The organism is Deinococcus arcticus (assembly GCF_003028415.1).
GTDB lineage: Bacteria > Deinococcota > Deinococci > Deinococcales > Deinococcaceae > Deinococcus > Deinococcus arcticus.
On sequence record NZ_PYSV01000008.1, the window covers coordinates 43,977 to 62,969 of the forward strand.

The window sequence follows — 18,993 nt, forward strand, 5'->3', positions numbered from 1 at the left end:
TGGCAGTGAATCAGCTGTGTGGGCCGCAGTATAGGGCTTTTGGCAGTGGTGTCCCTGGAGCGAACACAGCGGCGCTGTGAACGCTGAACAGCAGAAAGCAAAAAACGGTGCCTGGGGCACCGTTTGCGTCTGGTGGGTCGTGTAGGAATCGAACCTACAACCCGCTGATTAAGAGTCAGCTGCTCTGCCAATTGAGCTAACGACCCAGAGCGGAAGGAAGTATACGGGCCGCTGCCGGGCCTGTCAAGCGGGCTTGGCCCCCAGCAGGGCGCGTACGGTGGCCGCCAGATACAGGCTGCCCGCCACCAGCAGTGTCCCGCCCGCTGGCGTCACGGCCAGGGCGCGCGCCAGGGCCTGGGGGGGGTCGGGCACAGCCTCGCCGCCGAATGTGGCCGCCAGCTGGGCCGGGGGCGTGGCCAGATCACCGGGCGCTGTGAACACGCGCACCGGCACTCGCCCCAGCAGCGGGGCCAGGGTGGCGGCCGTGTCCTTGCGCGCCAGCCCGCCGAACAGCAGCACGTCGGCGCCCGGCACGGCGGCGGCCAGGGCCTGGGTGGCGTGGGGGTTGTGGGCCCCGTCCACCAGCACGGTCTTTCCACCGTGCGCAAAGCGTTCCAGCCGGGCCGGGTGGTTGGCCTGCAGGGCAGCCGGCACCCCCTGTTCATACCCCAGGGTGCGCAGGGTGGCCACGGCCAGCGCAGCGTTCTGCTGCTGGTGGGGGCCCGCCAGCCGGGGGGGCGCGGGCAGCGCGAACAGTTCGGGGTGGCTCTGTGGGGTCAGCAGCGGGGCACCTGCAGTGGCCGCCACCCCGGCAATCACGGCCAGGGCCTCGTCCTGGGCTGTGGTCAGCAGGGGCACGCCGGGCCGGGCCGCCCCCGCCTTGTCCCGGGCAATGGCCGCCACGCTGTCACCCAGCACCGCCGTGTGGTCCAGGCCCACATTCGTCAGGGCCACCGCCGCCACCCGGTCCAGGGCCTGGGTGGCGTCACTCTCGCCGCCCACCCCGGCTTCCATCACGGCCACCTGCACCCCGTCCTCAGCGAAAGCCTGACAGGCCAGGGCCAGCGTCAGATCAAAGAAAGCAGCGTCCGGGGCGTGGGCCTGGGCCCAGGCGATAAAGGCGGCGGCGCGCGCCGGGTCCAGGTTCTGGCCGTCCACCCGGATGCGTTCCTCGTAGGCGTGCAGGTGCGGGCTGGTAAAGCGGCCGGTGCGCACGCCAGCGGTCCGCAGCCCGGCTTCCAGCATGGCGCAGGTACTGCCCTTGCCGTTGGTCCCCACCACACGCACGCTCACAAAGGCGTGGTCGGGGCGGCCCAGGGCCCGGAGCAGGGTCTGGGCGCCCTGGGGGCCACGGGCCCGACCTGCGCGGGTGCGGGCATAGAGCCAGTCGTAATCGGGCCGGGTGTGGTCGGGCGTCGGGTGCGGGGCGGCCATGCGCGCACGGTAAAGCATGGGGCCCGCCCGCCGTCCAGTCTGGTCGGCAGGGGCCCCAGGGCCGCCCGGGTAGCATGCAGGCCGTGACCGACTTTGCCGCAGAAAGCGCCCCGCGTGTGGGCGTCGTGATGGGAAGCCGCAGCGACTTCGAGACGATGGAAGGCGCCCTGAGCACGCTGCAGGCCCTGGGCGTTTCTTACGAGGTGCGGGTGCTCTCGGCGCACCGCACGCCCGCGCTGCTGGCCAGCTACGGCGCGCGGGCCGAGCGGCTGAACTTCTCGTGCCTCATCGCCGGGGCAGGCGGGGCAGCGCACCTGCCGGGCATGCTGGCGGCCTTTACCCGCGTGCCGGTCCTGGGGGTGCCGGTGCAGTCGCGCGCCCTGAGCGGCCAGGACAGCCTGCTGAGCATCGTGCAGATGCCGGCGGGGGTGCCGGTGGCCACCTTTGCCATTGGCGCGGCGGGCGCGAAGAACGCGGCCCTGTTCGCAGCTGCCATCATCGCCACCACTGACCCGGGGGTGCGCGCGCGGCTGGACGCCTTCCGGGCCGCCCAGACCGGGGCCGTGCTGGACAACCCCTTCTTTGACGGCCACCCCCAGGCGGGCGAGGCATGAGCGCCCCACAGCCCACGTCCCACAACCCACAGCCCACGTCTCACAACCCACAGCCCACCCTGGGCATCCTGGGCGGCGGGCAGCTGGCCCAGATGCTGGCCCTGGCCGCCCTGCCGCTGGGCGTGCGCGTGACCGTGCTGGAGCCCGATCCCCAGGCCCCTGCCCGCCTGTGCGCCGAGCATCTGGCCGCGCCCTACACCGACCCCCAGGGGCTGGCCCGGCTGGCGGGGTGCGACGCCGTGACGCTGGAATTCGAGAACGTGCCGCTGCCCGCCCTGGCCGCCCTGGACGGCCGCGTGCCGCTGCGCCCGGGGCCCGGGGTGCTGGCCCGCAGCAAACACCGCGCCCGCGAAAAGGAGGCCCTGCGTGCGGCGGGAGTGGGCACGGCGCCCTTCGTGACCATTGAAGAGGCGGCGGACCTCACCGGCGCCCTGGCGCGGGTGGGCGGCCAGGGCCTGCTGAAAACCAGCGAACTGGGCTACGACGGCAAGGGGCAGGCGCGGGTGAACACCGACGCCGACCTGGGCGCCGCCTGGGCCGCGCTGGGCCGGGTGCCCTGCGTGCTGGAGGGGCTGGTGGCCTTTGAGCGCGAGGTGAGCTTGGCGGTGGCGCGCACGGCGGCCGGGCAGGTGGCGTTCGGGCCGCTGGTGGAAAACGTGCACCGGCAGGGCATTCTGCGCACCAGCGTCTGCCGTGCGGCGCCGCAGGACACCGGGGGGCGGGCCCGCGAACTGGCCCGCGCCGTGGCCGAGGGCTGGGGCCTGGAAGGGCTGCTGACCCTGGAATTCTTTGAGCTGCCCGGCGGGGAGTTGCTGGTGAATGAGGTGGCCCCCCGCGTGCACAACAGCGGCCACCTGACCCAGGACGGCGGCGGGGTCAGCCAGTTCGAGGCCCAGGTGCGCGCGGTGCTGGGGCTGGCGCTGCGTGACTGGTCGCCGCTGCTGCCCTGCGCCATGGTGAACGTGGTGGGCGTGGCCGGCCCAGATGGCCAGCCGCTGCACCCCGACTGGGCCGCCATTGACGCGCTGCCCGGTACCCGCGTGCATCTGTACCACAAAGACTGGCGGGCCGGGCGCAAGTTAGGCCACGTGAATCTGGTGGCCCCCGACGAGGCGACGCTGCACGCGCGTCTGCGTCAGCTTGAAGCGCTGATTCCCTGAGTGAGCGGGCCACGTCTGCCGGGCACACCCCCCTGAACGCCATCTGACCGCCCCACAAACCTCAACCTTCGGGGAAGGCGGGCTGAACGGGCGAACAACCCGGCCTCACGGGCGCGGCGTGCGCGGCCCCTAGCCTGGGGGGCATGACCCGTTCTCTCGCGCTTCTCCCTCTGCTCACGCTGGCCCTGGCGGGCGGCGCGCAGGGCCAGACCTTCAAACTGGTGTTCAAGGCCACCGAAGCCTCCATCCGCAAGGGCGAGGTGCGGGAGCAGGCCATCGTCAAATCCTGGCCGCTGCCGGCGGCGGGCGTGAAGGCCAGCAAGAAATACAACAAGGTCAGCAGCACCTTCACGCCCACGCTGAACCGCATTGAGAAGGCCCTCAGCGCCCGCAAGCCCCGGCCCGCCGTGTTTCGCAATGTGGGCGGCAGCTGGGTGGCCCAGGGCCAGACGGGCTGGGTCTTTGACCGCGACGCCACCAAAAAGAACCTGCTGCGCGCCATCCGGTCCGGTAAAAAGACCGCCCAGGTGGCCTACAAGCGCATTGAGCCGGCCCGCAGCGTGAAGGTGCTGGCCGCACGGGGCGTGCGCTGGCACGTGGCCTCGGGCAGCAGCAGCTACGCGGGCAGCCCGGCTTTCCGCGAAAAGAATATTCTGGTGGGGGCCAGCAAGCTGGATAACTTCTTTATCGCGCCGGGCCACGAATTCAACTTCAACGAGGAAATCGGACAGATTGACGCCAGCACCGGCTTCGTGAAGGGCTTTGTGATCAGTGACGGCACCCTCACCAAGGAGGACGGCGGCGGCATCTGTCAGGTCAGCACCACCATCTTCCGGGCGCTGTACCAGGCCGGTCTGCCCATCACCGAGCGCCACGAACACAGCCACCGCGTGAAGTACTACGACCCCGTGGGCTTTGAAGCCACCGTGTATGCCCCGGCCAAGAATCTGCGCATGAAAAACGACACCGGCGCGCACCTGTTCATCCAGGCCACCTGGAACGCGGCGGCGGACACTCTGCGCTTCGATGTCTTTGGGGCCAACACCGGGCGGCAGGTGAACATCAGTAGGCCCGTCATTACCAACTTCAAGCCCCCCGCCAAGCCCAGCTACACCCCCGACAAGAGCGTGGCCCTGGGCGGGCGCCGCCTGCTGGATACCCCGGCGCAGGGCATGACCAGCGTGATCACCCGCACCATCAAGGTGGGCGGCAAGGTGGTGAGCAAGGACACCCTGAAAAGCGTCTATGAACCCTGGGGCGCGGTCTACGGCGTGAACCCCAAGGACAAGCGCCTGAAGCGCTAAGGACGTTGCACCTCACGTTACGACTTTGCAGGAGAGCACCGCAAAGTCTCCACTTCCGGTGCAACGTCCTTTTTTCGAGACTCGCTCTGCGGCGCAGCTGTTTCAGCCTGCTCGGTTGCTCTCAAGATCAACAGCGAGCGACTTAAGACGGTTTCCGAAAAGGTCCGTCACACGTGAGAGAACTTTTCCGAGCGGAGGGACCCGGGGAGCTGCGGAGCAGAGGAGGAGAAGGGAAGGCGTTCCGGGCATTGGACCGCTCCCCGCCCTGGGCGGGGAGCATCCCCCTTCCTCCTGAATGTGACGGGAATGGACGGCCAGCCGTGTCACCCTGAGCAAGACCGGGCCGCCTCGCACTGGGGCGGCCCCCAGCGTGGCCGCTGCCCCGGCTGACCACCACCTGACGCCGTGCAAAACTTCGCCGCTCTGGCCGGGGTGTCTCGGGTACACTGCGCCTGTGCTCCTGACAACCCTGCTTCTGCTGATGGCTCTGGGTGGAGTCGCGCTGCTGCTCAGCGGCGTGACCCGGGGCAAATCGCGCTATTCCGCCATTCCCCAGGGCCACGCCCGGCGTGACAGCGCCCAGGATGTCTTCTGGGAAGCCCGCGTGCTGGCTGCGCTGCACGGCAACCGCGCCGCCCTGGAACGCCACGTGCTGACCAAGCAGCGTCAGCACCCGGGCCTGAAGCGCTGGCAACTGCTGCGCCTCGTGGATCTGGACCTGGCCAAGAAGGCGGGCAAGGGGCGCCACGTGCCGCGCCCCGCCGTGTTCCGCACGCATTTTTAAGGGCGAGACCGCACGCAGGCGCCCGGACAGAAGCGCGTGCGGGCGCTCCCTGTTTTCTTTACACTGGCGCGCACATGCCCCTGCCTGCTGTGCCTGACGACCTCCGGACTTCCCGCCTGTGGCTGCGCCGCCCCCGGGTGGCCGACGCCCCCGCCCTGGTGGCGGCTGTCAACGCCTCGCACGCAGAGCTGCGGCGCTGGATGCACTGGGCCCAGGTGCCCCTGACCCTGGAAGCGGCCCAGGCCAACCTGCACGCGGCCGCCGAGCGCTTCGAGACGCGCGAGAACCTGCGCTACCACGTGTGGAATCCGCAGGGCACCGAACTGCTGGGCAGCAGCGGCTACCACGCCCTGGACTGGCGGGTGCCGAAGGGCGAAATAGGCTACTGGATAGCCACGGCCCACACCGGCCAGGGCTACGCGCAGGAAGTGGCCCAGGCCCTGACCGATCTGGCCCTGGGCCCGCTGGGCTTTGCCCGCCTGGAAATCCGCTGCGACCCCGGGAACACCCGCAGCGCCCGCATTCCCCGGGCCCTGGGCTACGCCCTGGACGCCCGCTTCGTGAACGACGACGTGCGCGCCGATGACCCGGCGCAGTTGCGCGACACGCTGGTGTTCAGCCGCCTGGGGAAGCGGTGATGGTTGACGGTTGATGGAGAAAGAGAGGGGCTCGCGGCTGTAAGCCCTTCACCATCACCCTTCAACTATCACCCGTCCACCCTCTACGGCGTCAGCCGCGTTCCTGTTTCACCCCGCGCGGCGGCGGCCAGCACGCCGGTCTGCATGCCGCTGGCAATGACCGCGAAGGGAGCGCCCCGGTCCAGAGCGTCCAGGGCCGCGCGCACCTTGGGCCTCATGCCGCCGGCAATCCAGCCGGCCGCCATGCCGGCTTCGGCCTCGGCGCGGGTCAGGTGGGGGACCAGGCTCTCGGGGTCGGGGTAGGCGCGGTACACGCCCTCGACATCGGTCAGGAACACGATGCCGTCACCCAGGGCGCCCGCCACCGCGCCGGCGGCCGTGTCGGCGTTCACGTTCAGGGGCTCGCCCGCTGCGTCCACCGCCACGCAGCCCACCACCGGGGTCAGGCCTGCGCCCAGCAGGGTGCGCAGCAGCGCCGCGTTCACGCCGGTCACCCGGCCCACCCGGCCCAGCGCCGGGTCCAGGGGCTCGGCCTGCAGCAGCCGGTCGTCGCGGCCCATCAGGCCCACGGCCTGCCCCACATCCTGGCTCAGCGCCTTGTTCAGCCCGCACAGCGCCAGTTCCACAGCGTGCATGGCCTGCGGCGAGGTCACGCGCAGGCCGTCCCGGAATTCGCTGACAATGCCGCGCGCCGCCAGTTCCTGCTCAATCACCGGGCCGCCGCCGTGCACCACCACCACCGCATGCTCGGTGCGCAGGGCCGCAATCTCGGCGGCCACCGCGCGGCGCAGCTTCAGACTTTTCATGGCATTGCCGCCGTACTTGACGATCACGCCCCCGAGTCTAGGCGAGAAACGCGCGCCCCGGACCCTAATCGTGGCTGGCGCGCAGGGCAGCGGGCACGGGGGTGGCCGGCGGCTGCGTCCCCACCGGGCGGGCATACCACGTCATGACCGGGCGGGCGTCCAGGGTAAACGCAAAGCCCAGACGCTCCCAGAAGCGGGCGCCACGCGGATTGTCACCCAGCACGCTGGCCAGAATGCGCGTGGTGCCCGGCGCCACCCGGCCCTCCAGGTGGCGCACGGCCCGGCGGCCCCAGCCCTGCGACTGACGGTCCTCGCGAATCAGGAGCAGGTTGATCGTCAGGTCGCCTGGCCCGGGGAAGTCGCGCTTGCAGTCCAGACTGCCGATCACCTCGCCGTCATCGTCCAGCAGCAGTTCCAGGCTGCGGCGGGGGTCCAGCAGGGCCAGTTCCACGTCCCGCTGCACTTCACTGAGGGTGGGCAGGCGCGTGCTCAGCAGTTCGAAATACCCGGGCGACGCGGCGTACAGCTGGTGGAGCAGCGGCGCGTGGTGCAGCGCCAGCGACGTAACGTTCAAAGGGCCTCCCCGGGTCCGGCTGGGTCGGGCAAAGAAGGGCTTGGGTGATGGCCGGACTGAGCCGAGCATACGCCGCCTGCAGCCCGGCGCGGTGAATTCCGCCACAGCCGTGCCCAAAGACCCACTTCACCGAACAGGGGGGGCAGGTGCGCTACCCTGCACAGATGACCGCTGCCCCCCACTTCTACGCCCGTCGGCTGCGGCGCCCCGGCGCCGTGCTGGCCCCCATGGCGGGCTACAGCGACGCCCCCATGCGCCAGCTGGCCACCGAACAGGGCGCGCTGTGGACGGTCAGCGAGATGATCAGCGCGCGCGGCCTGATGTCGGGCGGCGACTCGGAGAAACTGAACCTGGGCCGCCCCTATCCCGGCGAGGCGGAGCGCGTGGTGCAGCTGTTCGGCGCCGAGGGCGAGGTGCTGGCCGCAGCCGTGGCCCGCGCAGAGGCCTGGTTTGCCCCGGCGGCCCTGGACCTGAACATGGGCTGCCCGGTGCCCAAGATCCGGGGCCGGGGCGGGGCGTGCCTGCTGCAGACCCCCGAGGTGGCCTATGAACTGGTGCGCGCCATGAAGAGTGCCACCGCCCTGGACGTGAGCGCCAAGATTCGCCTGGGCTGGGACCACGACCGCAGCCTGGAGGTGGCCCAGGGCCTGGAGGCAGCGGGCGCGGCCCTGATTACGGTGCATGGCCGCACCAGCGCCCAGCGCTACACCGGCGAGGCCGACTGGGAGGCCATTGCGCGGGTGGCGGCGGCAGTGAAGGTGCCGGTGGTGGGCAGCGGCGACGTGACCACGCCGGACGTGGCGCGGCAGCGGGCCCGTACGGGGGTGGCCGCCGTGATGATTGGCCGGGGGGCGGTGGGCAATCCCTGGATTTTCCGCGCCCTGGCCACCGGCCAGGATGAGCGGCCCGGTCCCCAGGAGCGCGCCTGCACCGCCCTGCGCCACGCCGAGTTGCAGGAGCAGTTCTATGCCGACCCCACCGGCCGCCTGACCCTGCGCCCGCTGCGCAAGGTGCTGCCCGCCTACCTGCCGGACTTCCCAGAGCTGCGCGAGGCCCTGGTGAACGTGGTGACCGTGCAGGACGTGCGGGCCGCCCTGCGCCCGCTGCTGGAAGAGCGGCCAGACAGGCAAGGCGCGCCGGGGGGCGACGCGGCAGGGTATGCTGTGGGTCATTCATGAACGTGCGCGAGTATTACGCCTACCTGACGGCTGCGCGGGAGCAGCTGTGGAACTTCCTGCGCGCCCTGCCTGCAGAGGACCTGAACCGGAATCTCATCGAGACCGGCGACCGGTTTCACTGCATCAAGGACCTGCTGCTGCACGTGACAGATGTGGAAGACCACTGGGTCCACGGCATTGCGCTGGGTGACGGTGTGCAGAGCCAGTACCCGCACGACTGGGTGCAGCCCCAGGCCGCGCAGTACGACCTGAACTGGATTCTGGACTACAGCCGTGAGGTGACGCGGCGCACCCAGGCCCTGCTGGACAGTGACCCGGACCTGGACCGCAGCGTGAAGCTGGTGCAGGACGACCCCGCCAGCGACACCGTGACCCTGGACCAGCTGCTGTGGAACGTGATGACCCACGAGGTCCGCCACACCGCCCAGATTGCCCTGATGATCCGCCAGCTGGGCCATACCCCGCCCTGGCTGGATTACATGCGCTTCGTGCGCCCCCAGAGCACCCCCGCCCAGGCCGGCGCCCCGGACCAGGGCCTGGACCCTGGCGACCTGGACGACGAGCTGTAAGAGCCGGCGGCAACAAGGTCAGCACAGCCGCGCCTGGACCACCGGGCGCGGCACTGACGTTGGCGGGCGTTGACATTTGCCCGGCGCCCCGCACGACCTTGTGGTGGGCTCGGCGGTCTGGGATACCACTTCTCTGTCAGCAGAAAGCCCCACGCCGAGGGGGCCTACTTCCCCAGGCTTGATCCCAGTGCCAGCTTCAGCGCGGCCTCGGCGTTCAGCAGGCCCGCGCCGCAGCTTCGTTCGGGCTGTGGGTCGCAGCGGCCCCCGGGAAAGGGCGAGGCGCTGCGGGTGAGGTACGAGCGCAGCAGCGCCGGGCTGAGGTTGGGGCGCACGCCCAGCAGCAGGCTGGCCACACCCGCCGCGTGGGGCGCGGCAAAGCTGGTGCCGTTGGGGCTGCGTTCGCCGCCCGGGCCCGTGGCGCTGCTGGCCACAATGCCCTGCCCGGGGTCACCCCCCGGCGCGGCCAGGGCCACCGCGCGGCCCCAGTTGGCGTAACTGGGGCGCCCCCCGGCGGCGCTCACGCTGGTCACAGTCAGCACATTGCGGCAGCCGGCCGGGGAATAGCCGGCCGCGTCCCGCCCGTCGTTGGCCGCGCCGGCGATCACCAGGGCGCCCCTGGCCGTCACGGCGTCCACCGCCGCCTGCACCCGCGCGTCGCAGCCGGTCAGGGGAATAAAGTCGGCGTACAGGCTGAGATTCAGAATGCGCGCCGGGTTGGGGTTGGCGCCCACTCCGGGTACCGGCAGACCAGCGGCCCACTTCAGGCCGTCCACCAGATCCGGCACTTCAATGGTGCCGTCCACCGCCGCCACCCGCACATGCACCACCCGCGCCTGGGGGTTAATGCCCGCCATGCCCCGGCCGTCGTGCGCCGCGCCAATCAGGTTGGCAATCACCTCGCCGTGGTAGGCGTAGTCGCCCACCGCGCGGGCGTCCGGGTCACGCCCGTTGCCGTCGCCGGTGCGGGCTGGGCTGCTCACGAAGTCGTACCCATTCACCGCCCGCGCGCCCAGTTCGGGGCTGGGCACATAGCCCGTGTCCAGCACCGCCACCGTGACCGGTGCGCCGCGTCCGCCAGGGCCGGTGCCCGGCAGCAGCGCCCACGCCTGCGGCAGCCGGATGGCCCCCAGATTCCACTGCCGGGCTGCCAGGGGATCGGTGGGCAGGGTGGGCGCCGCAGAGGTGGCGGCGGGGGTGGCCGGGCGGGAAGACGGCGCGGCCCCCCCAGCGGGCAGCGGCAGCAGGGGCGCCGTGGGCCGGGGCGCGCCGGGCAGTGGGCTGAGTTCGGGCAACGTGAGGTCCTGCGCGGGGGCGGCGGACCCCAGCAGGGCCGCGCCCAGCAGCGTGCGGGCAAGCAGGTGGGCCGTCATCCGCGCAGTGTGCGCCCCGGGCCTGACGCCCACCTGAGGGCGGCATTGGGGCTACCATCACCCTGATGAGCGCCCCTGTGCCGGCCCCCCTGCCTACCCATCCCACCGCGCGGCCCGTGGTGGTGCTGACTGGGGCGTCCAGCGGCATTGGCCGGGCCACGGCCGAGGAGCTGGCGGACCTGGGCTACGCGCTGGTGCTCGCTGCCCGCCGCGCCGATGAACTGCAGGCCCTGGCCCGGCGCCTGGACCCCAGCGGCGCGCGGGTGATCGCCGTGCCCACCGACGTGACCGACGACGCCTCGCGCCGGGCGCTGCTGGCCGCCGCCCAGGCCCACTTTGGCCGCATTGACGTGCTGGTGAACAATGCCGGGGTCACAGTGGAGCGCGGCTGGTGGTGGAACGACGCCGATCCCCTGCGGGTGCTACGGGTGAACCTGGAAGCCCCCATAGAACTCACGCGCCTGCTGCTGCCCGCCCTGCGCGCCCAGGGCAGCGGCCACATCGTGAACATCGGCTCGGTGGCGGGGCTGGCGGCCACCAACGGCATGTATTCGGCCAGCAAGTTTGGCCTGCGCGGCTTCTCGCTGGCCCTGCGCCGCGAGCTGCTGGGCAGCGGCGTCCACGTGAGTCTGGTGGCCCCGGGCTTCGTGAAAAGCGAGATGACCGCCCAGGCACGCCTGCCCATGCCCGGGCCCGGGGTGGTGGCCCGCGCCGTGGCAGCCGTGCTGCTGCGCCCGCGCGCCGAGACGGTGGTGCCGGCACCCTACCGCGTGCTGGTGTGGCTGGAGCGCCACTTTCCGGCCCTGGGCGACTGGGTGGTGCAAAAGCTGATCTGGCGCCGCTACGACCACAGCGGAGCCCCAGACGCCGCCCAGCGCTGAGTGCGGCCGGGTCCGCGCGCGCCGGCCGCGCCTCTGAACAGCTGCACTTGAGCAAAGGCGCAAGGTGGGCTTCAGGGTGCGGGGGCCGGCGCCCGCTTAGACTGGGCGGGTGAATCTGGTCAAGACCGCTTTCAAGACCATTCAGCCCGCGCTGGAACGGGCGGTGCTGGTCGTAGATCGGGCGTTCAGCGGGTACGTGCAGCCCCGCCGGGCGCGCGGCAAGCTGATTCTGCAGCCCTACGTGGGCTGGGGCACCCCGCAGCAGGTGGAGGTGACCGGGCGCGTGCTGCTGCCGCGCACCCTGGCGCCGGCCCGCAAGGGCGACCGCCGCCTGCACAACGCGCGCAACATGCTGCGCCGCCTGCTCTCGCGCGAGGTGGCGGGCGTGAAGGTGATGGGCACCCTGGACGGCGTGACGGTGAGCGGGGTCAGCGACAGCGACGGGTACTTCACCCTGACCTTTCATCCCAGTTCGCCGCTGGGGGGCGGGTGGCATCAGGTCAGCCTGAAGATGGAGGGCCGCGAGGTCAGCGCCGTGGCCCGCGTGCAGGTGGTGGCGGCGGCGCGCTTTGGCGTGATCAGCGACCTGGACGACACCGTGATCAAGTCGGACGTGACCAGCCTGACGCGCATGCTGAGCACCGTGCTCACCGGCAACGCCCGCACCCGCCTGCCCTTTCCCGGCGTGGGCGCCCTGTACCGGGCCCTGACCCGCGACGGTGAAGCCCGTAACCCCATCTTCTATGTCTCCAGCAGTCCGTGGAACCTGTTCGATCTGCTGTGGCAGTTTCTGGACTACCGGCGCATTCCGCTGGGGCCCATGTTCCTGCGCAACTGGGGCATGGACCTGCTGGGCGGGCACGGCGGGCACAAGCACACGGTCATTGAGCGGATTTTCGAGCGGTTTCCGGACCTGCCCTTTGTGCTGGTGGGCGACAGCGGTGAAAAGGACCCTGAAATCTACGCCGAGGTGGTGCACCGCCACCCCAACCGGGTACTGGCCGTGTACATCCGCGACGTGACCGAGGCCAGCCGCGACGAGGGCGTGCTGAAACTGCGCGAGGAGGTGCGCAAGGCCGGCGTGGACCTTGTGCTGGCCGCCGACAGCCTGAACGCCGCCAGCCACGCCATGGCCATGGGCCTGATCACAGCGGGCGAATACCGCAGCGTGCTCACCAGCGTGGCCCGCACCTACGAAACGTAGGCAATTGAAAGCAGCGAGCGGGGCGGCTGAAGCATGACCAGCCGCCCCGCTGTGCTGGTCAGCGCGCCGCGGCTCCGGCCAGATATGTCTGGGCCTGGGCCACCTCCAGCTGCCACAGGGTGGTGGTGGAGTAGGGGCGGAAGCCCAGTTCCTCGTTGATGCGGCGCATGGCGGCGTTCGTGTCGGCGTTTTCGGTGCGCACAAAGCGGGCTTCGGGGTTGCGGGCCAGGGCGCGCTGCAGGGCGGCGGCCTTCAGCCAGCGCCCCAGGCCCAGGCCACGGGCCTCTGGGCGGACGCCAGTGGCGCCCTGGGCCAGGATGGCTGGGCGCGCGGGGTGCCACGTCAGCTCGGTAAAGCCCACGAGGCGGTGGTCGGCGGTCCGGCGCGCCACCGCCAGCACCCGCTGTCGCCCCGACGCCTGAAAGTGCGCCTCTGCCTCGCGGAACTGCTCGGTGCTCATCGCGCTGTCTTCCACGTCCAGGTCCCCCAGCGGCTGGTCGTTCATCACCTGGGTCAGTTCGGCAAAGGCGGCGAGGTCGGCCCCAGGCAGCTCGGCTTCCCAGAGGTCCAGGCGGTGGCCCTGGGCGCGCGCCTGTCCCTGCGTGGCCCACTGTGCCAGCCGCTCGTGCGAGACCTCTGTCAGCGCCAGCTGGTTCACCTGCGCGCTCAGGCCCGGGGTGGCCCCGGCCCGGCGCAGGGCCGCTTCGCCTGCCGGCACCCGCGCGTGGCTGCTCAGCAGCAGCAGCCGGCGGTCAGCCTCGTGGGCGGCCTCTGTGACCTGCGCCAGCAGGGCGCGGCCCAGGCCCTGGCGGCGGTAGGAAGCCAGCACCCCCAGCCCCACCTGCGCCAGATGCCGGTTCTGGTCCAGGTTCACCAGCGCCACGTTCGCCTCGGCCACCACGCGCGCGCCGTCGCGCACCACCCAGCCGGGCAGGGTCACGAACGGCGGCAGGTGGCGCAGCTGCGCGGCCAGCTGGCCGGGTTGAATGGCCGGATCGTCCGGCTGCCGTTCGTGCAGCTGGGCTGTCTGAAAGGCCGCCAGCGCCGTCATGAATGCGTCGGGCGCGGTGCGGGGGTCGTAGGGCTCCAGGTGCAGGCCAGCTGGCACGCGGGGCGGGTGGACGGCGGTGGACAGCGGGGTGTGCGGCATGGGGGCTCCTGGGCAGAGCCTGGGGCTCGCCTGAATAGAGTGCGGGTGGTGGGGAAGGCGGCGGGGGCGCGCTGAACAGCGCTGGCCTCAGTGGCCGTGCAGGTGGCCTGGAAAGCCCATCAGAACAAAGGTGGCGGGCCGGGCGTGCTCACCGGACCCATCCGCCTCTGTTTCCAGTTCGCTCAGGATGGCGTCCAGCGCGGCCTGGGCGCGGCGGTACTGGGCCGGGGTGAGCTGCACCGCGCGCAGGCGCATGGCCGGCGGAAAGGGGCCCTCGGGGACCGCGGGGGTCCCGGTGGGGTGCGGGGCACCCAGGCTCACGGTCAGGGGGTGGCCGCCGCGCAGGTCCAGGTGGCCCTGCCGCGCCTGCCAGTCCAGCACCGCGTGGGCGTAGGCGGCGCTGATCTCGCGCATCACCGGCTCAATGAGGCTGAGGGGTTCGTCCAGCTGCACCAGGGCGCACGGCACCTGAAAGGTGTGGGCGGCCGCTTCATACAGCGTGCCCTTGCCCTGCCGCCCGGCCACGCGCAGCAGCCCGCACCCCGCCAGCTTGCCCACGTGGTACGTCACGCGGTTGGCCGGCTGGCCCAGCGCGCGCGCGGCCTGACTGGCGGTGCAGGGGGTCAGGAACTGTTCCAGAAGACGGGCCCCATACGTGAAATCCAGCAGAGCCGCCGCCTGCGCGGGGGTCGTGATCTGGAAGGGGGTGGCCTGGGGATCGGGCATGGGGGCATTGTGCATGGCCCGAATTTCAAGAGACAGCCACGCTTTTGAAATGGCGGGGCACCTGCGGCCCGGCCTGCGCCGGGGGGCCGCTACACTGCTCCCCGATGCCCGATTACATCGCTGATCTGCGCGCCCTGATCGGCCACCGCCCCGTGAACCTGATGGGCGCGTGCGGTCTGATCCGGGACCCCCAGGGCCGGCTCCTGCTGCAGCGGCTGGCGGGGCGCGACGTGTGGGCCCTGCCCGGCGGCCTGTGCGAACTGGGCGAGCCGCCGCTGGCCACCCTGCAGCGCGAGGTCTGGGAGGAAACGGCGCTCACCGTGCAGGCCGCCACTCTGCTGGACCTGCTGACCACACCGCTGCGCACGGTGCCGGGCGGCGATCAGGCGCATTTCTACACCGCCATTTACCGCGTGGATGCGTGGCACGGCACCCCGGTTCCCGACGGCGTGGAAGGGGTAGAACTGGCCTTCTTCGGCCCGGAAGCGCTGCCGGCCCTGCGCGGCCAGCCGGGCGAGTATGCCCGCGCGTGGCTGGGGGGGCACAGGGGCCATGAGCTTTGAGCCATGAGCCATGGGCTATGAGGTCTGAACCTAGACACGCGGGTTCTTGGAACAGCAGGTGTTGACCTGTTGACCCTCTCCCCCTATACGGGACTCGAAGAGCTGCGCCGCAGAGAGGGCCCCCCGAGGACAGGGGTGGGGAGGCCTTTCCCCATGGCTCATGGCCCAGAGCCCCCTTAGTCCCCCACGAACACCAGCCGCTCGAACGTGCCGTCCGGCCGCGCCGCCGGCAGCCCGGCCCCGGCGGCCTGCTTCAGCCGTTCCAGGGCGACCGATACCGCCGGGCCCTCGCCGTACAGGCGCGCGGCCTCGTCAGTCAGTTGCACCTCCAGGCCGCGCCCACCGCCCGCCTGGGTGGCCCGCAGCACCAGCCCGGGGCCGGGCACGTGGTCCACCTGCACACCCGCCGGAAAGCCCGTCAACGCCACCTGATGCCGCAGGGTTGCCTCGTCCATGCCCGCATTCTGGCGCTGTCTGGGCGCACAGGGGCGGCTCCCTAAAGAAAATCAGGCTCTGTGCGGGCCCCTACCGGCCCGTATGCTGGCGCCTGTGACGCTGTTTGACCCGCCTGCCCCCCTGGCCGAGCGCCTGCGCCCCCGCTCGGTGGCCGAGGTGGTGGGGCAGACGCACCTGCTGGGGCCCGGCAAACCGCTGACCCGGCTGCTGCACAGTGGGCGGCTGGGCAGCCTGATTCTGTGGGGGCCGCCCGGCGTGGGCAAGACCACCCTGGCGCGGCTGCTGGCGGGCGAGGTGGGCGCGCACTTTATTGCCCTGTCGGCGGTGAGTGCCGGCGTGAAAGACGTGCGCGACGCGGTGGCCGAAGCCGAGCGCCAGCGCGCCCGGGGCCTGCGCACCGTGCTGTTTCTGGACGAAATTCACCGCTTCAACAAGGCCCAGCAGGACGCCCTGCTGCCCCATGTGGAGTCGGGGCTGCTGACCCTGATTGGCGCCACCACCGAGAATCCTTCCTTTGAGGTGAACCCGGCGCTGCGTTCGCGGGCCCGCACGCTGGTCCTGGAGGCGCTGACCCCGGCCGACATTCGCGCCCTGCTGGAGCGCGCGCTGAGCGACGAACGCGGCCTGAGCGGGGTCACGGCCCAGCCGGAGGCCTTTGAGTTGCTGGCCCGATTGGCCGAGGGCGACGCCCGCCGCGCCCTGAGCACCCTGGAGGTGGCCGCCACCCTGGCCAACCCGGTGACCCCGGAGGCCATCACCGAGGCGTTTGGGCGCCACCTGCCGCAGATGGACCGGAACGGCGAGGACTTTTACAACCTGATTTCCGCGCTGCACAAGAGCGTGCGCGCCTCGCATGTGGACGCCAGCCTGTACTGGTTGGCCCGCATGGTGGAGGGCGGCGCCGATCCCCGCTATATCGCCCGGCGCATCATCCGCATGGCTGCCGAGGACATTGGCTTGGCCGACCCCCAGGCCCTGCGGCTGGCGGTGGCGGCCCACGACACCGCCGATTTTCTGGGCCATCCGGAAGGCGACCTGGCGCTGGCCCAGGCGGTGGTGTACCTGGCCCTGGCCCCCAAGAGCAACAGCGTGTACGTGGCCTGGGGCGAGGCCCTGAAGGCTGTGCGCGAGGGCGAGAGCCTGCCCATTCCCCTGCACCTGCGCAACGCCCCCACCAGCCTGATGCGCGCCCAGGGCTACGGCCGGGGCTACGCCTACTATTTCGACGACCCCGAGGGTTCCTTTGCCCAGAACTATCTGCCAGAGGGCGTGCAGCTGAACCTGTACGCCCCCACCGGCGAGGGCTGGGAAGCCCGGGTGGCCGAGCGCTGGCGCAAACTCAAAGACGCGCACGGGGAAGGGGAGGGCGGCCCGGGCTGAGCGGGGGCGGCCTGCGGCCAGGACATTCGGCGGCGCAGCCCCCGTTAACGTGCAGGCACCACAGTTCAGCCCGGAGGTGCCCCCGTCATGCTCAGCCGCTTCCTGTTGCCCCCGCTCCACATTCGCCTCTCCTGGCTGGTGCCGCTGCTGGCGGCTGTCGCGGCGCTGGCGCTGCTGCCACACGCCACGAGCGGGGGCCGCACGCTGCTGGCGGCGGCCACCCTGTTCGACGCCACGCTGACCACGGCCCTGCTGGTGTGGGCCGCGTCGCCACGCCAGGAGCGCCACTGGCCCCGCGCCCTGCTGCTGGGTCTGCGCGGCGGACTCGTGCTGGCCCTGTGCGTGCCGCTGGTGCGGGAGTGGTGGGCCCTGGGCGGGGCGGTGCTGGTGGCCGCGCTGGCGGTGGGGCTGGCTGGTCTGCGGCGCCCCCTGCCCGAAGGCTTTGCCGAACTTGATGACCTGGAGCGGGCCGAGGCCACACTGGCCCGCGCGCTGCCCTCGCCCCGCGCGGCCCGGCTGCTCACCTACGACGCCCGGCTGTGGCCCCACCTGTGGCGCCGCCCGGCGCTGCCTGAAGGCCAGCACTTCGGCACCCAGCGCGGCTCCTCTGTGCCGGCCACCGCGACCCTGCTGCTGTTCTACACGGCGCTCGAAAGCCTGCCCGTGCATTTCATGCTGGCGCCCCATTCTCACACGGCGGCGGCCCTGCATCTGGCGGCGAACGCCCTGGGGGCCGGGTGGCTGCTGGCGTATACCCGCGCGCTGCGGGCCCGCCCGGTCACGGTGACCCACCGCCGCCTGTACCTGCGCACCGGGCTGCACTGGACGGTCAGCACGCCGCTGGCCAATGTGCAATCGGCCCGCGCCTGTGTGCCCAGCCAGGACGCCCCGGTGCCCACCATCGCGCTGGGGGTCAAGCCCAACGTGGTGCTCAGCTTCGCGCAGCCGGTGCGGGTGCTGGGGCCCTACGGCATCACCAAAACGGCCGCGCACCTCAGCCTGCATGTGGATGACCCCAGCGGGTTTCTGGCCGCGGTGGGGGGCGCGGCGCCTCAACTCTGAAGAGTCACGTTGTCCGGTGCCCCCCGCTGATCACGGCCTGATCACGGGGGGCGGTGTTCACTGACTTCAGCGTCAGCACGCGGGCAGGCACCGGCCTCTGCTCCGGCCTGCGGCGCCGTTCGCTGCGGGGAAGGCGAGCCCCATGACCCCGCACGAACAGGGAGGAAAGCCACGACAAGCCGCTCCGTCTCTCGCCCACCGTTTCCAACGCCCGTCACACCCCGGAGGAGAGCCCCATGACCGACAAGACCCCGCCCGCCCGCAGCAGCGCCTTTACCGTGGACTTCGGCGACACGCCGCTGTCGCCGGAATTCCGCACGCTCCTGGACCGCCGCCTGCGCCTGACCACCATGCAGACCCTGGCCGAGCTGGACCTGCAGGGTGACAGCGAAATCCGCTACCGCTTCCCGAAGGAATGGATGGGCATTTTCATTCGCCCGGACAAGCAGATTGCCGAGCGGCTGCGCTCGTTTACCCGCTAGGCCATGGCCGCCTTGCCACGGGGCGCGCCGCTGTGCCCCAGTTCCACCTGCGCCGAGGGCCATTTGCTCATCGGGGTGGTGGGGTCCGGCGGCCTGATTCAGCTGCTGCCAGATGCCCTGCCAGTCGACGCCGGGTTTGTAGACACAGCCCACAAAGGCCGCGCGCCGGAAAAGCGCTTCCGGTTCGCCTCGCCCTGTCAGGCGGCCGGCTGCGCGCAGTGGACCGGGCAGCGCTGCGGCGTGATTGACAGCGTGCTGGCCGTGGTGCCGTTGCAGGCGGAGGCCGAACTGCCGGGCTGCAGCATTCGCGGGCGCTGCCGCTGGTTTGCGCAGAGCGGCGCCGGGGCCTGCCAGGGCTGCGCGTATGTGGTCACCGATCTGGGGACCACGGCCGCACACCCCGCCCTGATCTGACCGGGGGCGGCGGGGCCAAGTGCCTCGCCCCGGGAATGGAAACGTTTCGGCGTTCCTCTGCACCGTTGAACGGGGAGGGGTAAGGCATCTTGTTCGCTCCTCGCGCTGCGGCGCCGCTGTCCCGGCCCGCTCAGTGGATCGGGGGCTTGGCAGCGAGCAATCTGGAAAGCACCGGTGGTCAGGGGCCGCGCGCTCCAGGCCACCGGCTGCCCAATTGGGTCAATGCTTTCTAAGCCACTCGGCG

Annotated in this window: 21 protein-coding genes and 1 tRNA gene; 14 read left to right on the forward strand and 8 right to left on the reverse strand. The window is 71.4% G+C overall.

All coding sequences use genetic code 11. The annotated features are described in order from the left end of the window. Positions 1 to 130: 130 nt before the first annotated feature. Positions 131 to 206, reverse strand: a tRNA-Lys gene (locus tag C8263_RS09585). Positions 207 to 243: 37 nt separating this feature from the next. Continuing rightward, complete coding sequence (locus C8263_RS09590; RefSeq protein WP_107137903.1) at positions 244 to 1,434, reverse strand: glutamate ligase domain-containing protein; 1,191 nt, start codon at positions 1,432 to 1,434, stop codon at positions 244 to 246. Between the two features lie 74 nt (positions 1,435 to 1,508). Between C8263_RS09590 and purE the strand changes: the two genes are divergently transcribed. From purE to C8263_RS09615, 5 genes are all read left to right on the forward strand, one after another. Beyond that, positions 1,509 to 2,048 carry a 5-(carboxyamino)imidazole ribonucleotide mutase gene (gene purE / locus C8263_RS09595; protein WP_199188368.1) on the forward strand — a complete coding sequence of 180 codons (540 nt, stop codon included), beginning with the start codon at positions 1,509 to 1,511 and terminating at the stop codon, positions 2,046 to 2,048. Continuing rightward, positions 2,045 to 3,208, forward strand: coding sequence for a 5-(carboxyamino)imidazole ribonucleotide synthase (gene purK / locus C8263_RS09600; protein ID WP_107137904.1), 1,164 nt, complete (start codon positions 2,045 to 2,047; stop codon positions 3,206 to 3,208). Before purE ends, purK begins: the two co-directional genes overlap by 4 nt. A 143-nt stretch (positions 3,209 to 3,351) precedes the next feature. Further along, on the forward strand, positions 3,352 to 4,512 hold the full coding sequence (locus tag C8263_RS09605; protein WP_107137905.1) for a VanW family protein: 1,161 nt from the start codon (positions 3,352 to 3,354) through the stop codon (positions 4,510 to 4,512). A 454-nt stretch (positions 4,513 to 4,966) separates the two neighbouring features. Next, positions 4,967 to 5,296, forward strand: a complete 330-nt coding sequence (locus tag C8263_RS09610; RefSeq protein ID WP_107137906.1) for a hypothetical protein — start codon at positions 4,967 to 4,969, stop codon at positions 5,294 to 5,296. 74 nt (positions 5,297 to 5,370) lie between these two features. After that, on the forward strand, positions 5,371 to 5,934 hold the full coding sequence (locus tag C8263_RS09615; RefSeq protein WP_107137907.1) for a GNAT family N-acetyltransferase: 564 nt from the start codon (positions 5,371 to 5,373) through the stop codon (positions 5,932 to 5,934). An 83-nt stretch (positions 5,935 to 6,017) separates the two neighbouring features. Here the strand turns inward: C8263_RS09615 and argB are convergent, their stop codons facing one another. Together argB and C8263_RS09625 are read right to left on the reverse strand one after the other, a co-directional pair. Next, positions 6,018 to 6,767, reverse strand: a complete 750-nt coding sequence (gene argB, locus C8263_RS09620) for an acetylglutamate kinase (protein ID WP_107137908.1) — start codon at positions 6,765 to 6,767, stop codon at positions 6,018 to 6,020. A 37-nt stretch (positions 6,768 to 6,804) separates the two neighbouring features. After that, entirely contained in the window at positions 6,805 to 7,314 is a 510-nt protein-coding gene (locus C8263_RS09625; protein ID WP_107137909.1) for a GNAT family N-acetyltransferase, read from the reverse strand. Positions 7,315 to 7,478: 164 nt separating this feature from the next. On the opposite strand from C8263_RS09625, the gene C8263_RS09630 reads away from it, so the two are divergent. Then, entirely contained in the window at positions 7,479 to 8,492 is a 1,014-nt protein-coding gene (locus tag C8263_RS09630; protein ID WP_107137910.1) for a tRNA dihydrouridine synthase, read from the forward strand. Then, positions 8,489 to 9,061, forward strand: coding sequence for a DinB family protein (locus C8263_RS09635; RefSeq protein ID WP_107137911.1), 573 nt, complete (start codon positions 8,489 to 8,491; stop codon positions 9,059 to 9,061). The genes C8263_RS09630 and C8263_RS09635 overlap by 4 nt, the downstream gene beginning before the upstream one ends. A gap of 164 nt (positions 9,062 to 9,225) precedes the next feature. Here the strand turns inward: C8263_RS09635 and C8263_RS09640 are convergent, their stop codons facing one another. Next, positions 9,226 to 10,431 (reverse strand): S8 family serine peptidase, encoded by a 1,206-nt coding sequence (locus C8263_RS09640; protein WP_107137912.1) that lies wholly within the window; start codon positions 10,429 to 10,431, stop codon positions 9,226 to 9,228. A 65-nt stretch (positions 10,432 to 10,496) separates the two neighbouring features. Between C8263_RS09640 and C8263_RS09645 the strand changes: the two genes are divergently transcribed. Both C8263_RS09645 and C8263_RS09650 read left to right on the forward strand, forming a co-directional pair. Then, complete coding sequence (locus tag C8263_RS09645; protein ID WP_107137913.1) at positions 10,497 to 11,312, forward strand: SDR family NAD(P)-dependent oxidoreductase; 816 nt, start codon at positions 10,497 to 10,499, stop codon at positions 11,310 to 11,312. A gap of 109 nt (positions 11,313 to 11,421) precedes the next feature. Further along, positions 11,422 to 12,516 (forward strand): App1 family protein phosphatidate phosphatase, encoded by a 1,095-nt coding sequence (locus C8263_RS09650; RefSeq protein ID WP_107137914.1) that lies wholly within the window; start codon positions 11,422 to 11,424, stop codon positions 12,514 to 12,516. Between the two features lie 58 nt (positions 12,517 to 12,574). Here C8263_RS09650 and C8263_RS09655 read toward each other — a convergent pair whose 3' ends face one another. Both C8263_RS09655 and C8263_RS09660 read right to left on the reverse strand, forming a co-directional pair. Further along, positions 12,575 to 13,666: a GNAT family N-acetyltransferase gene (locus C8263_RS09655; protein ID WP_107137915.1), complete on the reverse strand. Its 1,092-nt coding sequence runs from the start codon at positions 13,664 to 13,666 to the stop codon at positions 12,575 to 12,577. Positions 13,667 to 13,753: 87 nt separating this feature from the next. Beyond that, positions 13,754 to 14,392, reverse strand: a complete 639-nt coding sequence (locus C8263_RS09660) for a winged helix-turn-helix domain-containing protein (protein ID WP_107137916.1) — start codon at positions 14,390 to 14,392, stop codon at positions 13,754 to 13,756. A gap of 104 nt (positions 14,393 to 14,496) precedes the next feature. Here C8263_RS09660 and C8263_RS09665 point away from each other — a divergent pair, with 104 nt between their 5' ends. Further along, a complete protein-coding gene (locus C8263_RS09665; RefSeq protein WP_107137917.1) occupies positions 14,497 to 14,955 on the forward strand; it encodes an NUDIX domain-containing protein in 459 nt (152 codons plus the stop codon). Between the two features lie 176 nt (positions 14,956 to 15,131). Here the strand turns inward: C8263_RS09665 and C8263_RS09670 are convergent, their stop codons facing one another. After that, a complete protein-coding gene (locus C8263_RS09670) occupies positions 15,132 to 15,410 on the reverse strand; it encodes a hypothetical protein (RefSeq protein ID WP_107137918.1) in 279 nt (92 codons plus the stop codon). Positions 15,411 to 15,504: 94 nt separating this feature from the next. Between C8263_RS09670 and C8263_RS09675 the strand changes: the two genes are divergently transcribed. From C8263_RS09675 to C8263_RS09690, 4 genes are all read left to right on the forward strand, one after another. After that, the gene (locus tag C8263_RS09675; protein WP_107138018.1) at positions 15,505 to 16,791 is read left to right on the forward strand and encodes a replication-associated recombination protein A; all 1,287 of its coding nucleotides are present in this window, start codon (positions 15,505 to 15,507) and stop codon (positions 16,789 to 16,791) included. Between the two features lie 87 nt (positions 16,792 to 16,878). Beyond that, a complete protein-coding gene (locus C8263_RS09680) occupies positions 16,879 to 17,853 on the forward strand; it encodes a hypothetical protein (protein ID WP_233218752.1) in 975 nt (324 codons plus the stop codon). Between the two features lie 236 nt (positions 17,854 to 18,089). After that, positions 18,090 to 18,335: a hypothetical protein gene (locus C8263_RS09685; RefSeq protein ID WP_107137919.1), complete on the forward strand. Its 246-nt coding sequence runs from the start codon at positions 18,090 to 18,092 to the stop codon at positions 18,333 to 18,335. Positions 18,336 to 18,338: 3 nt separating this feature from the next. Continuing rightward, positions 18,339 to 18,749, forward strand: a complete 411-nt coding sequence (locus tag C8263_RS09690; protein ID WP_107137920.1) for a hypothetical protein — start codon at positions 18,339 to 18,341, stop codon at positions 18,747 to 18,749. Positions 18,750 to 18,993 lie beyond the last annotated feature (244 nt).

Excerpts from the sequence above, each read along its gene's own strand:
- C8263_RS09590 (WP_107137903.1), bottom strand. The coding sequence starts at position 1,434 with ATGGCCGCCCCGCACCCGACGCCCGACCACACCCGGCCCGATTACGAC.
- purE (WP_199188368.1), top strand. The coding sequence starts at position 1,509 with ATGCAGGCCGTGACCGACTTTGCCGCAGAAAGCGCCCCGCGTGTGGGC.
- purK (WP_107137904.1), top strand. The coding sequence starts at position 2,045 with ATGAGCGCCCCACAGCCCACGTCCCACAACCCACAGCCCACGTCTCAC.
- C8263_RS09605 (WP_107137905.1), top strand. The coding sequence starts at position 3,352 with ATGACCCGTTCTCTCGCGCTTCTCCCTCTGCTCACGCTGGCCCTGGCG.
- C8263_RS09615 (WP_107137907.1), top strand. The coding sequence starts at position 5,371 with ATGCCCCTGCCTGCTGTGCCTGACGACCTCCGGACTTCCCGCCTGTGG.
- C8263_RS09630 (WP_107137910.1), top strand. The coding sequence starts at position 7,479 with ATGACCGCTGCCCCCCACTTCTACGCCCGTCGGCTGCGGCGCCCCGGC.
- C8263_RS09635 (WP_107137911.1), top strand. The coding sequence starts at position 8,489 with ATGAACGTGCGCGAGTATTACGCCTACCTGACGGCTGCGCGGGAGCAG.
- C8263_RS09640 (WP_107137912.1), bottom strand. The coding sequence starts at position 10,431 with ATGACGGCCCACCTGCTTGCCCGCACGCTGCTGGGCGCGGCCCTGCTG.
- C8263_RS09645 (WP_107137913.1), top strand. The coding sequence starts at position 10,497 with ATGAGCGCCCCTGTGCCGGCCCCCCTGCCTACCCATCCCACCGCGCGG.
- C8263_RS09655 (WP_107137915.1), bottom strand. The coding sequence starts at position 13,666 with ATGCCGCACACCCCGCTGTCCACCGCCGTCCACCCGCCCCGCGTGCCA.
- C8263_RS09660 (WP_107137916.1), bottom strand. The coding sequence starts at position 14,392 with ATGCCCGATCCCCAGGCCACCCCCTTCCAGATCACGACCCCCGCGCAG.
- C8263_RS09665 (WP_107137917.1), top strand. The coding sequence starts at position 14,497 with ATGCCCGATTACATCGCTGATCTGCGCGCCCTGATCGGCCACCGCCCC.
- C8263_RS09670 (WP_107137918.1), bottom strand. The coding sequence starts at position 15,410 with ATGGACGAGGCAACCCTGCGGCATCAGGTGGCGTTGACGGGCTTTCCG.
- C8263_RS09680 (WP_233218752.1), top strand. The coding sequence starts at position 16,879 with ATGCTCAGCCGCTTCCTGTTGCCCCCGCTCCACATTCGCCTCTCCTGG.
- C8263_RS09685 (WP_107137919.1), top strand. The coding sequence starts at position 18,090 with ATGACCGACAAGACCCCGCCCGCCCGCAGCAGCGCCTTTACCGTGGAC.
- C8263_RS09690 (WP_107137920.1), top strand. The coding sequence starts at position 18,339 with ATGGCCGCCTTGCCACGGGGCGCGCCGCTGTGCCCCAGTTCCACCTGC.